Origin of the sequence: Dysgonomonas sp. UBA7630 (assembly GCF_002483985.1) — a bacterium.
GTDB lineage: Bacteria > Bacteroidota > Bacteroidia > Bacteroidales > Dysgonomonadaceae > Dysgonomonas.
This window is the reverse complement of record NZ_DLIY01000037.1, coordinates 33,954-49,607: the sequence shown is the minus strand read 5'-3', so window position 1 is coordinate 49,607 and position 15,654 is coordinate 33,954. Positions and strand designations below refer to the sequence as shown.

The 15,654-nt window shown below is 38.3% G+C and carries 12 protein-coding genes; 3 read left to right on the top strand and 9 right to left on the bottom strand.

The window, feature by feature from the left end; all coding sequences use genetic code 11:
• The first annotated feature begins 73 nt into the window (after positions 1-73).
• The gene (locus B3P17_RS14955) at positions 74-2,422 is read left to right on the top strand and encodes an ATP-dependent helicase (RefSeq protein ID WP_252636513.1); all 2,349 of its coding nucleotides are present in this window, start codon (positions 74-76) and stop codon (positions 2,420-2,422) included.
• Between the two features lie 62 nt (positions 2,423-2,484).
• Here B3P17_RS14955 and B3P17_RS14950 read toward each other — a convergent pair whose 3' ends face one another.
• From B3P17_RS14950 to B3P17_RS14930, 5 genes are all read right to left on the bottom strand, one after another.
• The gene (locus B3P17_RS14950) at positions 2,485-3,093 is read right to left on the bottom strand and encodes an FKBP-type peptidyl-prolyl cis-trans isomerase (protein WP_006842643.1); all 609 of its coding nucleotides are present in this window, start codon (positions 3,091-3,093) and stop codon (positions 2,485-2,487) included.
• Positions 3,094-3,199: 106 nt separating this feature from the next.
• On the bottom strand, positions 3,200-4,384 hold the full coding sequence (locus tag B3P17_RS14945; protein WP_252636512.1) for a MalY/PatB family protein: 1,185 nt from the start codon (positions 4,382-4,384) through the stop codon (positions 3,200-3,202).
• A 148-nt stretch (positions 4,385-4,532) separates the two neighbouring features.
• Entirely contained in the window at positions 4,533-5,168 is a 636-nt protein-coding gene (locus B3P17_RS14940; protein WP_135104006.1) for a peroxiredoxin, read from the bottom strand.
• 131 nt (positions 5,169-5,299) lie between these two features.
• Positions 5,300-6,121: a tetratricopeptide repeat protein gene (locus B3P17_RS14935; RefSeq protein WP_252636511.1), complete on the bottom strand. Its 822-nt coding sequence runs from the start codon at positions 6,119-6,121 to the stop codon at positions 5,300-5,302.
• 129 nt (positions 6,122-6,250) lie between these two features.
• Positions 6,251-8,665: a BamA/TamA family outer membrane protein gene (locus B3P17_RS14930; RefSeq protein WP_252636510.1), complete on the bottom strand. Its 2,415-nt coding sequence runs from the start codon at positions 8,663-8,665 to the stop codon at positions 6,251-6,253.
• 117 nt (positions 8,666-8,782) lie between these two features.
• Here B3P17_RS14930 and B3P17_RS14925 point away from each other — a divergent pair, with 117 nt between their 5' ends.
• On the top strand, positions 8,783-9,175 hold the full coding sequence (locus tag B3P17_RS14925) for a VOC family protein (RefSeq protein WP_006842648.1): 393 nt from the start codon (positions 8,783-8,785) through the stop codon (positions 9,173-9,175).
• A gap of 44 nt (positions 9,176-9,219) precedes the next feature.
• Entirely contained in the window at positions 9,220-9,972 is a 753-nt protein-coding gene (locus tag B3P17_RS14920) for an RNA methyltransferase (RefSeq protein WP_252636509.1), read from the top strand.
• A 20-nt stretch (positions 9,973-9,992) separates the two neighbouring features.
• Here the strand turns inward: B3P17_RS14920 and B3P17_RS14915 are convergent, their stop codons facing one another.
• From B3P17_RS14915 to B3P17_RS14900, 4 genes are all read right to left on the bottom strand, one after another.
• On the bottom strand, positions 9,993-11,186 hold the full coding sequence (locus B3P17_RS14915) for a hypothetical protein (RefSeq protein WP_252636508.1): 1,194 nt from the start codon (positions 11,184-11,186) through the stop codon (positions 9,993-9,995).
• Positions 11,187-11,198: 12 nt separating this feature from the next.
• Entirely contained in the window at positions 11,199-12,761 is a 1,563-nt protein-coding gene (locus B3P17_RS14910; protein ID WP_252636507.1) for an MBOAT family O-acyltransferase, read from the bottom strand.
• Positions 12,751-14,025, bottom strand: coding sequence for a LysM peptidoglycan-binding domain-containing protein (locus B3P17_RS14905; RefSeq protein WP_291106102.1), 1,275 nt, complete (start codon positions 14,023-14,025; stop codon positions 12,751-12,753). Before B3P17_RS14905 ends, B3P17_RS14910 begins: the two co-directional genes overlap by 11 nt.
• A gap of 167 nt (positions 14,026-14,192) precedes the next feature.
• The gene (locus tag B3P17_RS14900) at positions 14,193-15,614 is read right to left on the bottom strand and encodes a GDSL-type esterase/lipase family protein (protein WP_252636505.1); all 1,422 of its coding nucleotides are present in this window, start codon (positions 15,612-15,614) and stop codon (positions 14,193-14,195) included.
• Between the last annotated feature and the right edge of the window lie 40 nt (positions 15,615-15,654).

Sequence of the window (15,654 nt, the reverse complement as noted above, 5' to 3'; positions counted from 1 at the left end):
ACTTCTGTAGGCGATAAGCTGATTATTGTTCGCTGAAAAAGCATTACCTTTGTTATCCTATCTCAAATTTTTTATGGATAATTTACTCGATCAATTAAATAAGCAACAACGCGAAGCTGTAGAATATAATAGCGGACCTTCTCTAATTATTGCCGGAGCAGGGTCGGGCAAGACTCGTGTATTGACATACAAAATAGCCTATTTAATGCAGCAAGGCTATCATCCTCAAAGTATATTGGCACTAACATTTACCAATAAGGCTGCACGTGAAATGAAAGAACGTATAGCGCAGCTTATTGGCTGGCAATATGCCCGTTACTTATGGATGGGTACGTTTCACTCCGTTTTTTCACGAATCTTACGTACCGAGGCAGAAAGAATAGGATTTACAGCTAACTTCACTATTTTCGATTCTGCCGACTCTCGTAATCTTATAAAAACCATAATAAAGCAGTTTCAGCTTGATGATAAAGTATACAAGCCGGCACGTGTGCAATCGATCATATCGAATGCAAAAAATGCTCTCATATCTCCTCAGATGTATGCTCAGAACAAAGAGCTTATAGAATACGATCAGCGAGCAAAGATGCCCATGATAAAAGATATATACAGAGAATATAACAATCGGTTGAGGGCATCGAATACAATGGACTTTGATGACCTGCTGTTTTATACCAACCGCTTGTTTCGAGATCACCCGGATGTGTTAGCTGCCTATCAAGAGCGTTATCAGTTTATACTGGTAGATGAGTATCAGGATACAAATTTTGCTCAGTATCTTGTTGTGAAACAGCTTGCTGATGCACATCATCGAGTGTGTGTGGTAGGGGATGATGCTCAGAGTATATATTCGTTTCGTGGAGCAAATATTGAAAATATATTAAAGTTCAAGGAGGTATATCCGGAAGCCAGGCTGTTTAAACTCGAGCAAAACTATCGTTCTACCCAGAATATCGTAAATGCTGCAAATAGCTTGATAAAACAAAATAAAGATCAAATAAAAAAGACAATATATTCCGAAAATGAGGAAGGTGACCGTCTTGAGGTAGCAAGTGCTTTCTCCGATTTCGAGGAAGGGGTGATTGTGTCTAATAAGATATGGGATTTGCGCCGTGATAAGAATGCTCCATACAGTGAGTTTGTAATTCTGTATCGTACAAATGCTCAGTCTCGTATTTTTGAAGAAGCATTGAGAAAGAAGAATATACCTTATCGTATTTATGGTGGACTATCTTTCTATCAGCGTAAAGAAATAAAAGATGTAATAGGATATTTTCGTATGGTCGTTAATCCGTACGATGAGGAAGCTTTCCGCCGTACCGTTAATTTCCCTACCCGAGGTATAGGCAATACGACCTTAAATAAGATAGCTGATGCAGCACGCCTGCATAATGTAAGCTTATGGGAGGTAATCAGTAACCCGTTGGGATTCAACTTGGATGTTAATGCCGGTACTGCAAAGAAATTGGCTGGCTTCAAAGAATTGATAGAAAGCTTTATCGCCCAATTACAAGAGCTCTCTGCTTACGAACTGGCTACCCGTATTGTGAAGGAAAGTGGTATTGCTTCTGATGCATACCAAGATCAGACACCCGAAGGTATGAGCCGTCAAGAGAACTTACAGGAGTTACTCGGAGGTATCCATGAGTTCTGTGAGAGTCGTCAGGAAGAAGGTTTGGGAGGAATAGGATTGATGGACTTTCTTTCCGAGGTATCTCTTCTCAGTGATCAAGATACCGACAAGGAAGCCGATAAAGAGAAAGTGACCATGATGACAATCCATGCAGCTAAAGGATTGGAATTTAATAATGTATTTGTCGTAGGGCTCGAAGAAGATCTTTTTCCTTCGGCTATGGCAAAGGATGAATTCAGAGGACTTGAAGAAGAACGACGTTTGTTCTATGTGGCCATAACACGGGCGAAGGAGTTTTGTATGATAACTTATGCGAAAAGCCGATTTCGTAACGGTCAGATTAATGCATGTAATCCAAGTCGTTTCTTAAGAGACATTGATACGAATTATCTGAATGTAAATGCCGGAGTACTCGGATCAGGAGGCTTTGGTGTTCTCAATCGTCCTGAGACATATACCAAAGAACTGTTTGACTACTCATCCAATACTCGTACTACTCATGCGGAACGATCTGTACAAAGAGAATCAACTCCTCTATCCCAACCGAAAAATGAAAGCTTCGGTCAACCTAAATTTGTAAATGCTAGAACAGCTACACCTAAAGCGTCGGCGGGAAGTAATGCAGGCGAGGTCGGTGTAGGGGCTATTATCAAACATGAACGTTTTGGCATCGGAAAAGTGACCGCAGTAACAGGTGATGTAGATAGTCGTAAGGCAACTGTAGAGTTTGAAAACTCAGGAGTAAAGCAATTGTTATTAAAGTTTGCCCGAATTGAAATAATCGGATAAAAGAAAAAGACAGATGCTTTTGAGCATCTGTCTTTTATATATTATCTAATGTCAATCACTTATTAGTGACATCCGCATCCTGAACCGCATCCGCCAGCTGTTTCTTTTTCGCTGCCGCATCCGCAAGAATCTTCTTCTCCGTCGCCACAACCACATCCTGAACCGCATCCGCATCCACCACCTTGAGGTGCAAACAATGCTGCAATTTCTTCAGGTGTCGATTCTCTTACAGTTAGTACTTTTCCTGAGAAATTTAATGTTTCTCCTGCTAACGGGTGATTGAAGTCCATTTTTATAACATCTTCTTTTACTTCCACAACAGAACCATTCAAACGATTTCCGTTTGTATCCATCATTGGAACTGTATTTCCTTCAAAGATTACTTCTTCATTCAATACACCATCTTGTTCGAATATATTTCGTGGGAGATCAACCACATGATCATCATCGTATTCGCCATATGCTTCTTCCGGTGTGAGTGTAAAATCGAAAGAATCTCCTTCAGCTAATCCATCGATGTTCTTCTCAAAGGCCTGAAGCATAGAGTCTGTACCAAAGATAAATTCAAGAGGAGTCTCAGCTGTAGCCTTTTCCATTAGTTCACGTTCCTCACCTTCACCAACTGTCAGATCATAAGATAGAGCAACAAACTTATTAGTTGAAATTTTCATTTTATTTATTAATTGTTTATATGGATTAATTACCAAGTCCTAAGACCTATTTTTACTTTATTTTTGTATGACAATAATCGTGCCCAAAATTGTAATAGAAACAATTCTAGTCATGTATTTGTTTTGCGTGTACTGCCTTTTTAAGATTATCCAACGCTTTTTGTATGTTGGCTAAAGGTGTACCCACATTTAAGCGCATGTATCCTTCTCCCCCTTTACCAAACATCTCGCCATCGTTCAGTGCCAATTTGGCATCGTCTACAAATAAAGAAACTAATGCCTTCTGTGAAAGATTCAGTTCTCTACAGTCTAGCCATACAAGAAATGATGCTTCAGGAGTCATTGCTTTTATTTGAGGAATATTGGCTTTTAGGTATTCGTCTACAAACTTGATATTATTCCACATATACTCTTTAGCTTGTGCCAACCATTCGTCGCAATGCTCGTATGCGGTTTGTGCTGCCAAATAAGCAAATATATGACCTTCTTCAAGCTCGCTGCTTTCTAAATATTTGTTGAATTTTTTTCTGAGTTCATCATTCGGAATAATTGAATATGAACTTACAATACCCGCTATATTAAATGTTTTGCTGGGAGCCATGAATGTAATGCTGTTTTGCGCAGCTTTCTCAGACACGCTGGCAAATGGAATATGCTTGTGTGGAGCAAATGCCAAATCTGAATGAATCTCATCTGATATAACCAATATTTTGTGTTCGTAGCATATTTCAGCTATATCAATTAATTCCTGACGTGTCCAGACTCTTCCACCCGGATTGTGAGGATTGCAAAGTATCAGTACTTTACTAGCCGGATTGATTATATTCTTCAATCCTTCCAAATCCATTTTGTATTGTCCGGCTTCCAATGTTAAAGGATTATCTACAACAATACGATGGTGCAAAGTGGGGATTATACGAAAAGGGTGATATACGGGTGGTTGTATTATTATCTGATGATCTTTGGACGTAAAGCAATCTAAAACGAAGGCTATTCCTTTTACTATTCCGGGAATAAATGTAATCCATTCTTGTTGGATTTGCCAGTTATGGTGGCGGTTAACCCAATTTATAATAGAATTATAATATTCTTGAGATGCACAAGTATAACCAAAAATGCCGTGGTGAGCTCGTTCGATGATGGCTTCCGTTATTGCCGGTGGTGACTTGAAGTCCATATCTGCAACCCATAAGGGGATGAGGTCGGCGTCACCATAACGTGCCGTAAGAGCATCTGTTTTTAAGGCATTAGTTCCCTTGCGATTGATGATTTCATCGAAATTATATTTCATTTTGAGTTAAATTAAAAATAACGAGTACAAAAGTATGAAAAATAAGGGCAATATATTCCTTTTATGTATTAAAAAGCCGTAATCAGAAGGACTACGGCTTTAGGAACTAAATTAACTTAAACTTATATCCGTTATAAACAAGACAGAACTAATGTTTATGGGATAAATAATCAGAAATCCCTTCTTGGGTTGCTTTTAAAGCTTTATCTCCTTTTTTCCAGTTTGCAGGACAAACTTCGCCGTATTCTTCAGTGAATTGAAGTGCATCGATTACACGTATCGCTTCGTCTACGCTACGTCCCAGCGGCATGTCATTCACTACCTGATGGCGTACAACACCTTCTTTATCGATCAAGAAAAGTCCACGATAAGCCTGAGGCGCACCGTTGAATACATCTTCACCTTCATCGTTGTAGTCAAATGATCCTGCCAGTACATCATAAGCAGTAGAAATCATGAGTGATTGGTCTGATACCAATGGATATTTAACCCCCTTGATACCTCCATCATTTTGTTCTGTTTGTAACCATTTCCAGTGAGAGAAAGCTGAGTCGGTAGAAGCTCCAACAACAGCTACGTTACGTGATTCGAATTCTGCAATTTTTTCTTGGAATGCGATAATTTCTGTTGGACATACAAATGTAAAATCTGCAGGGTAGAAGAAAAATAATACATATTTCTTTCCTTTGTATTGTTCCAAAGAGAAGCCTTCTACTATCTCATTTCCATTCACTACAGCACTTGTATTGAATACGGGTGCTTTCTTTCCTACTAATACTGACATAATTACTTAATTTTAATTATTAGTTTATTTGTTATACTTGCAAATATAGAAGCATAATCTTAATAAATCAAATAGATAATAATTATGTTAATATTGATAAATGTTATGTTTGATGAAAGCGAGGCTTTTTGTTATTTGCACAATTTGAGAAAGTCGGCTACAATTGTTTGGCTTACTCCCATTTCCTGTGCTTTCAGAAAGTCTTCTTTAGCCAAACGTTTGTCATACTGAGCCAGTCTTAACTGACCTCTCAGTAGATAGATAATCGGATCTCTGAAGCCTAGTTCCAGAGCCTTATTTATATCTTCATTCATCCGTGCCAGTTTGTTTAACTGCAAGTAGCATTCTGCTCTGTTGAAATACAGGTCTGCGTTGTTTTTGTGTTTGTATATTAAATCGCTGTATAGCTCTTCTGCTTCTTTAAATTCCCCTCTTCGTTTCATTATCAGAGCTTGTCCCAGTTTCGCTTGTAGATTATCTGGTGCTTCTTTTAAGGTCTTTTCAAAGTCTTCTTCGGCTGCAAATATATTATTGTTATTGAGGTGCAACAGCCCTCGTCTATAAAGTGCCTCTATATCTTTCGGGTCGTTTAGCAATACCGTATTGTAGTCTTTCATGGCATCGTCATATCGTCCCATATCGCAATATAATGCTGCACGGCTATGTTTCAGAAAAGCCCGATCGGGATATCGTTCTATTGCTACATTATAAGATATAAGAGCCTCTTCGTATTCTCCCAGGTTTCGTTGTATTGTACCCAGGTTAACCATCAGCATGATATTGTTCGGATTTGCAGGTTCTTTACGCAAAGCAGCTTTCAGAGCTTGTTCCGCAGCGGCATAATCCTTCATGTCTATATAATCCATGGCTCTATTTACCATATCCTCATATGTTTGAGCCCACGTAATAGTTGCGAAAGTAAGGAGTAGTAATAGTATGTATAATTTTTTCATCAAATAAATAGAAATTTTATTTATTGCAAAAGTACATCTTATTAACTCGCTTGCTTAAAACATATTGCCTAAAAAGAATTAAAACTTATAGGGCGGAGTCTTAAGATGTTATAATTTGCTAATGTAGTATTAGAAAGGATAGCCCACGGCGATGTGCCAAGCTGTATTTTTGGCTATGCGCCAAGGTTCCTTGATAGGCCATCGGGTTATATTGGGATCTCCCGAAGGATCATAAGCCTTCCATCCACAGTCTAAGCGAATAAGTACAAAATCGAAATTAAGGCGTAACCCTAATCCCCATGCTACAGCGACTTCTTTATAAAATTTATTTAATTTGAAAGCCCCATCGGGTTGATCTTCATAGTTCTTCACTGTCCATATATTTCCGGCATCGATAAAAGCTCCCATTTCTATAATCCAGAATAACTTACTTCTATACTCTACACTTGCATCTAGCCGTATGTCACCCGAGTGATAATAAAAGTTGTCCTTATCATTACCATCTGCCGATTTTTTAAAATAATAAGACCCGGGGCCAAGTTCTCTTATCGACCACCCTCTTACACTGTTTGCTCCTCCCGCAAAGAAGCGCTTTTGGATAGGTATCTGTTGGTTATTTCCATACGGATAAGCTAGTCCTCCGCCGAGATGCCATGCCAGTGAGTTTTTTTCGTCTATTTGGTATGCTTTGCTATAGTCTATGGTTGCCCGTACATATTGAGCAAAGTTCGTCCCGAATATTTGTCTCGAACCTAAAGAATCTGGTTTTGCTCCTGACATTTTAGCAGCTAGAGAGAGCAGGTTTCCGGCAGTTTCTATCGATGCTCGTAACGAATATATCGGTTGATAAGACCGTCTGTTTACATTTGCGACATTGGTACGTGAAAAAGTATACCCTGTTCCCAGAATAAAGTGGTCTTTAAAACTATACTGTTTCGCTGCCGCAGAAAGTTTGCTTTCGAATGTTGAGTCGATAGATGGAAGGTGGATATAGCTAATCTCTATCAAATCAAATATGTGACGGTTAAGAGATTGACGTCTGTCTTGCCATATATACTGCACTCCCGATCCTAATACGGTACGGGTGAAAAATCCCGGTCGCCGTTGGAATGAATAGCTCGCATTTAATTGCGTAGAGGCGTGTATTCTTCGCTTTTGTTCTTTACTCAAAAGAGGAAACATAAAGCTTGGGAATGTAAGTGATGTTTCTCCTCCAATTTCAAAATAATTGTCAGAGAAGCTGGAGAAACTAGGGGTAATAGCTTCGTAGGCTCCACGCAGACGTGCGCTGAATAGCTCCGATCCTTTAAATACGTTTCGGTGAAGATATCCTACGCTCGCTCCTACACCAAAATAACCGCCTGAGTTAGTGCCTTCCACTTCGGCAGAAATACCTTGTTTTTTATCCGGAACACAGGTAATCACGCAATGCAGTTTAGTCGAATCATTATCGATAAATTCGTAATAACTGATATTTATGTTTTTTAATATCTTAAGTTGAGCTAGCGAGCTGTATGTAAGGGACGTTGCATTCTCATTAAACAATGCTCCCGGCATGATATAACAATTATCCAAAACCGTTCTAGGACTGATGTAACGCTCTCTTGGTCCATACTTTATTTTATATCTTCCTTCTTCGTATACACTTGTAGGTTCAAATTCATTAACGCTTTGGTCTGTTAGAGGATTATAGTCAACCAGAAAGACTACGTCTTCTACTATATATTGTCTGTGAGGGACTTCTGTGATTTGTCCATCTGCGGCACGAGTAGCAAATGGCTCGATAGTGAGATCGAGCTTAACCATATTATTGCCGAGTGTGGTATCTGCATCAAACCCTACGTACTCTTTATTAAATGCATAGTATCCCGTTCGACGGAATAAAGATGATACTCGTTCTCTTTCCTGATCGAGAACATCCAAATCCAATAAAGAGTTTTTGTGTACCAATGTGTTCCGAGATAAAATACTATCGATGCTCATAGGTAGATTTCCTCTATCTCGTCTTCGGCTAATCAATGGCTGGTATTGCTGAGCAGGTATTATTGTTTTTTTTATTACACTGTCATTGATGTTAATAGTATAATCCTTTATACGATAAGGTGCACCAGCTTTTATATCATAAATTACTTTTGCCTTTTTATTCTTTAGCTCTACTATGGGGGTAACTCTTGCATCTATATACCCTTTGTTTGTCATCATACGCTCCAGATTGACTACTGTCTGCTCTAGCATCGTACTATCATATAGCACAGGGGGATCTCCCGCATTACGCAACGTACGATTAACCCATTTTGTCGTATCTTTTCCTGATAGATTATATAAGAAAAGTGGTAGCTTGAATATTGCAAAGGTTTTATAGTTAGGTTTTTGTTTGATAAAGGTTTCCATATCCATGGTTGACATGACCTTTTTGTCACTCTTTACTGTAGTGCTTGCCAGTAAATATTCTCCGTCAGGGATATATTTTGTTGTACTGCACGACTGTATGAAGATCGTAAGAAGTATTACTACAAAGAAGGGAATCAAAAACTTATGTCTCATAGAAAATAACCTGAAGCAAACTCTATTTATTCAATTGAACGACAAATTTAGGGTTTTAATTGTTTCTTTTTGTAGTTTTGTTATTAAAAAGAGTATAAATTGATTTTAAAATAATTTATGAAACTTCACCATGCTGCTATTTGGGTTACCGACCTGGAAAAAGAAAAGGATTATTATGTCAAACATTTTGGAGCCCAAGCGAATCAACTGTACGAAAATAAAACCACAGGTTTCAGAAGCTACTTTCTAAGTTTCGAATCGGGCGGGCAATTAGAGATAATGCATAGAACAGATATTCCTGATAATGCAAATGATGTTGTGGGAACCCAGCACAAAGGACTTATTCATTTGGCGTTTGTTGTTGACTCTATAGAAGAAGTAGATAAGAAAGCAGAGGAATTAAAGAATGCCGGCTATCAGATATTAAGAGGTCCTCGGCAAACAGGCGATGGCTATTATGAGTTCGAAACGCTAGACCCTGAAGGAAATAGGTTAGAGGTAATGTTTTAGTTAGATTAAGGTATCGTGTGAAGTAAAATTTGGATAATAAATAAATGAGTTTAAGCAAAAATAAGCTGAAATATATTCGCTCTTTGAAAGAGAAGAAATATCGTACCGAGTTCGGAACTTTTGTCGCTGAAGGTCATAAGATGGTAAGCGATTTACTACCATTCATTAAATGTCAGTTACTGGTTGCTAATCCCGAATTCTTGAAATCGGCTGATGTGGCGAATGTGGAAGACGTAATAGAAGTGAATGACAGAGAGTTGGCTCAAGCGAGTTTTTTACAAAACCCACAGCAGGTGTTAGCTGTCTTCTACCAATCAGAAAATGTAGATGATATAGAGATTGCTGATGAGCTGGTTTTGGCATTGGATGGTATTCAAGATCCCGGCAATATGGGTACAATCATACGCTTGGCTGATTGGTATGGTATTCATCATATATTTTGCTCGCAAGATACTGTTGATGTCTACAATCCGAAGGTGGTACAAGCTACAATGGGGGCTTTAGCGAGGGTTAATATTCATTATACAGACTTGTCAGATTTTTTAACTCGGAATAAACATTTGCCTGTGTACGGTACTTTTCTCGATGGAGAAAATATGTACGAAAAAAAGATTACATCTCACGGAATTATTGTTATGGGAAATGAAGGTAATGGAATCCGTCCTGAAATAGAAAGATTGATTACCGAGAAACTGTATATACCAAACTACCCTGTAGGTAATCCCACGTCAGAGTCGTTAAATGTAGCTATAGCTACAGCAATTATTTGTGCTGAATTCAGAAGGAGAAATTTGTAGTCGTATGATAGTGATGGGTATTAAAAGCCTTCTTCAACCAATACATAAGCTCTATATCTGTTGCTTTTGTTGATTGGGCATAACGAAAGGTATCCTGAGGTTATTCTGCCATTTTCTATTCGGATAGGGTGCTTTTCCTCCATCAAGAGATGGTTGTTATACATCTCTTCTGCTTTAGGTTTAAAGTCTATATAGAATTTTCCGCAAGAATGCGTAGCTATATAGTTTTCATACAACCGGCAACTGAGAAATCCCATATTGTATCGCATATTTATTTCAACGCAAGGATGTAATTTATACTCATTGTCTTCTAAATAAATAAGCATATCCACGCCGATGCAGCCATTGTAAAGTGTTGCAAATTTTTCAGACAATATGTTGATAAGTTTGTTCTTTACAGAATCAAGAAGGTCTAGCGATATCTTTTCAGACAATTGTTCTATGATACTTTTTTGTGAGCCTATATAATTTGCTTCGTAGCTACCCTTCGCATTGGTATAAAAAAGAGAATAGCCAGCAAAGGCAATATTTCCTTTTCCGTCTGCCATAAATTCCATGGCAAAATCCATTTGTTTATCTAAAACTCTTTCGATAGAGACACTCCCTTGTTTTTTTAGAATTCCATGCAATATCTGATTTTCGGTACGAGTTAATCCTGTTGTCGGTAGCCACAGCAGTCCCCTGCCCGATGATGAATAAGGTGCTTTTGCTAATAATTGATATATCGAAGTATCTACAGCCTTGTTTATATCGTCCAGGTTTGTATAGAATTGCGGTATGACTGCTTGAGAGAGTAGGGGGATAGAGTTTATTAATTCAGACAGACAGTCTCTTGCTGCTAGTCTGCTATTAAGATATTTATATTCGTCACTCCATTCAGGAATATTCAGATTAATTTCTAATTCCTTATTTAGTTCTTCGAAGTAGCGAATCGCTTGAGGAGATACTCCCCATAATGATACATTTGCATATCTATATAGTTTCAGCTCGTTCTGAGATATTGGTTGAGCTAGTGCAGAGAATTGTTCTGTTAAGTATGAATAATATACTTCGTCTTTACTATCGACCAAAACTTTATCTTCCCGATCGGCGTACCATGCCGTCAGAAAAGACAATTCTTCTTGCATAGCCGCTATATTTGCCGGAGGTGTATAGTAAGGCGATGCATTGTTGACTGCTGTCTCGTGTCCGGGATTGAAGTAGTGGATGTTCAACTAAATATATTTTTAGAATTGAAAATAAATAAATGGTTGTGGTCCGCTGGAGGCTGTTGCAAATATCATCCAAAAGATAAGACCTGCAAAAGCAGCTTTCCCGAATAACGGTATAGAATCGAAGCCCGCTTTTATATTGTTAACCAATCTTTCGGGTAAGAAGTGCATAATGTATCCTATAACCAGTAAGATAAATACATTTCTGTATCCTTCTATAATAACAAGCCATTCGTTCGGTGCAAATGTTAGGTTTCCAATATTTGAAATAACACTTCCAGCCAATTCGAAACTTCCGGCACGGAAGAATATCCAACAAAATGCTACGAAATGAAAAGTTAGCAAGATGCAGATTATCCTTGTGAAGCGGTTGTCCGGTATTTTTATAAATTGCTTAAAGAATCGTTCTATTGCCAGCATTGTTCCATGCAGTCCACCCCAAATAACAAATTTCCACGATGCGCCATGCCATAATCCTCCTATCAGCATTGTCATGAATAGGTTGAAATAAGTTCTAATCTTGCCTTTACGGTTTCCTCCCATCGAAATATACAGATAGTCCCGCAACCAAGAGGATAGGGATATATGCCAGCGACGCCAGAATTCGGTGACTGATTGGGATTTATATGGCGTCAAAAAGTTAGGCGGTATCGTGAAACCCATCAAGAGGGATAGTCCAATCGCAATGTCTGAATAGCCCGAAAAGTCACAATATATTTGCAGCGTATATCCATATACAGCCATAAGGTTCTCGAATGCAGTATAGCTCATTGGTGAATCGAACACCCGATCTACAAAGTTGGTCGAGATATAATCTGATATAATCGCCTTCTTTATCAAACCGATAAGTATAAGGAATATAGCAGCACTTGCGTCTTCTTTAGTCAGATGCAGTTTATTTTTCATCTGCGGCAGAAAATCTTTTGCTCGTATAATAGGCCCTGCTACCAGTTTCGGGAAGAATGTTATATAAAAACAGAAATCCAAAAGAGAGTCGGCCGGTTTCATTTGCTTGCGATATAAATCCACAGCATAGCTTATCGCTTCGAATACAAAGAATGATATACCGATTGGTAATATAATATTATGTAATGCAAAGTTCCCATTGAAAATTGCATTGATATTATCGATAAGGAAGTTCGTATACTTAAAGTATGCTAGCATCAATAAGTTACCGACAATAATAAGTGTCAAGAATAATTTTCGTGTTCCCGTTTTCTCTGACTCATGCATTTTTACAGCTAGCCAGTGTGTTGCTACAGCGCAGATAACCAGTAGTACAAAATAGTTGAGCGGAAAATGAAAACCGAAAAGATTTATATCCATCGTATTTCCCCCTGCCAGATAATAGAAGTAAAGAGAAAAAGCGATAAGGTATACTTTCCTGAAATGGTCGTGTTTCTTACTGGCTACATATACCATATAGAAGACAAGGAAGAACCCAAGAAAGAAGGCACTATTGAACAGGAGCGGTCGCGACGGGTCGTAAATAAAGTATGGTTCTATATCGTTGATTACCTTTTCTAAAAAATCAGGTAAGTAGAAATCTCTTATACTTTCAAATATATTACTTATCATATTTGCTTTTATAATTATTGTAAGCGTCAAGAAAATCAGAAATAAATAACTGTCCCTGAGCTTCGTATCCGCCAGTTGTGTAGTGTACTTTGTCGCGAGCTATCATCGATGCATAATCACCTCTCGGTCTGATAGCGGAATCACCACTCATGCGTGAGTATAAATCCCATACCGGTAGGTAATTGAGCCCCATAAGAGCAACGCTATAGTCGGCAACGAATGTATTTTGCCTGCCTTTTCGAAACATGGATGGAGGAGGAGTCATTACCAGTATAGTTGCATTCTTACAATATGCTTTTATATTGTTGATAAACTCATTCAGCTGGAAGACATATTCCGTGTCGCTCATTTTTCCGAAGGATTCGTTTGTTCCAAAGGATAGAATGATAAGGTCGGGTTCGAGTATAGGTAGTTGTTTGAAAAACAGAGGATATTTAATGTAATCCGTCATTTTAGCGCCATTTACACCTATTGTATGATATACAACTCCCGGCTGGTTATTTTCTATTACAAATCCGTTGAGGTTGTACATCGCCGTTTTACCATCGGGTACAAGAGTGATCCTGTTTATGGCTGAATCACTGGTATACGATGAGTAATATGGTTTAGATAACATATTTACAAATTTCAGATTCTCCGTATCCAAGTTGGTTTCCTTCGATTTAACCGTAACAGGCTTCGCTGTGGTTTTCGTTGGTATTTTAAGTGATTGGTTCAATCGGATTGTATTCGATTTCATTCCGTTTGCTTTTCTTACTTGAGCAACCGTTACTCTGTATTTTCGGCTTATGGAAGACAATGTTTCTCTCTTTTTTACCTTGTGATATTTAATGCTTGTGCCCGACGTTGAACTTGTCGGTGCTGCTCCTGTTACTTCAAGAGGGTCGGCTGATATGCTCATTTTGTAATGAGACTCTTTATCCGGATATATTACTTTAACATTGGTAAACTCATATCCTTCTTCTGTATATAGCTGCAATACAAAGTCGTTAGAGGAAGTATATAACGCAATTCCGCTAAGTCCTACGCCTACATCTGCTATTGGCAGTACATTTCTGAGGCTCTGCCAAGAGGCATTGCTGCTGTATCTTACGTTGCGGGTTCCGTTTGTTCTTACCAGACTATAAGGAAAAGTAAAGCCATACCCTCCGTTTCCGAATTTTGACTGTAGTTCGCTTCTTATGGCATTCGTGAAAAAATCAGCCTGAATGTGGGAGTCACCTATGTGGACAATATTAATTTTCCCTTTTTTACTTTTCTCCAAGTTGTATAACTTATTGAAGATGGGATTTAATAATTCCTGGTTCGCAAAAACATTATTCTTTATGTCCTTAACTCTTCTCGCATCTTTCGTTGAAGAATAGAAAAATGTAAGAGGGTAGAATAAGAATAATGTAAATAAACCGATTGTCCGTAATTTTTTCGAAAATATCATTTCTTAATCTCTGTTTCGGTCTTATGTTGTTTGTATTTCAGGTAGCCTTTATTAATCTCGTCATAAAGCAGTTTGGCTATCTTTTTCGAACCCGACGCATTAAAGTGGGTATAATCTTTATTTGCCAAATGATATTCATCGACCCATTTTACCATCGATCCATTACCACCCATTAATTCATAGAGGTTTATATAGCCCGATCCTGTTTTGTGTGCATAGTTCCTTTGTGCTTTTGCCAACGGAACTACTGCCGGATCTGTTTTCATTTCTTGTTCAATTTTGCTCGCCTTATCGGCTGTGGAAATAATAAGTATGTCAGCATTCGGAAAACATTGATGCAGGTTGTTTACAACCGTCGTCATGTTTTTTTCATACCAACTATAATTTAGTGTACCATAGCCCAACACATTGGTTCCGTATTGAAGAACAATGAGGTCGTACCCTAAAACTTTATCGAACGCATTCATTAGCGATGGATTGAGTATAGAAAGTGGAAGACCTGAGTTGCCGCGCATGGAGAAATTGTCTACATGTACTCCCTGTCCGTCATCGAAACTGAATCCGTAAATAGGAATAGAATCGGCATGGGCAAATGTAACCTGCAATGATTTTACACTTGAAGATGTAAGTGGCAGCGTATTTAGTAAATGTGAAGGAGTAAGCTTTTTGGTAGATACCGAGTCTTTGTCTGCACGAATCGTAATAGACGCATTTGCATTATTGGAACTACCATATAAAAGTATAGGATTATATAATGCAGTTGAATAGGGTTGAGCCTGAGCTTTATATTTTACCCAATAATTAGAGCCTGAACCACGTGTAAAGAATACTTGACCATCTATTCCAAACGGTCTGGTTGGTTTCTTTACTTTTATAAAAGATTGTACAATCCATTCTTTCGAAACTTGGTGTGAGATAGATCCCCGTGAAGCAGCAGAAAGAGATGATATAGAAACAAAACCGACTCCGTGCCCTCCATAGTTTTTCTGGAATTCACTTCTGACGTCTTGTACAATATAATCGCCGTCGTTCATAGAATCGCCGAAATAGGCTATTCTTATTTTTCCTGACTTATTTGCTTCCAGCTGATGCAGCTTTTCATAAAATCGTTTTAGATTTTGATAACCATCTGCATTGAGCGAGGGGTTTATAGCTTCGTCGATTTCTTCGGGCTGGATGTTTAAGCTGTCTGTTGTATTTGTGCTGTCAGCCTTGGCTATATTTGGAGAATCGTCAATGGCAGTAGTATCATTGATTGCATTCAGCATCAGGCTGTCTACAACAATATTTTCGGTTGTTATTTTATTCTCAGGGAATAAGCGGTTGGGAAGCAACTGTTTACAGAGTAAAAAGAAGCCTACGGATAAAACAATAAACAAGATTGCTTTTCCGAAGTAAGAATTATTAGATGAACTCACAATCAACAAATTAATAAGTTTTTATTGTTGCTACGATATA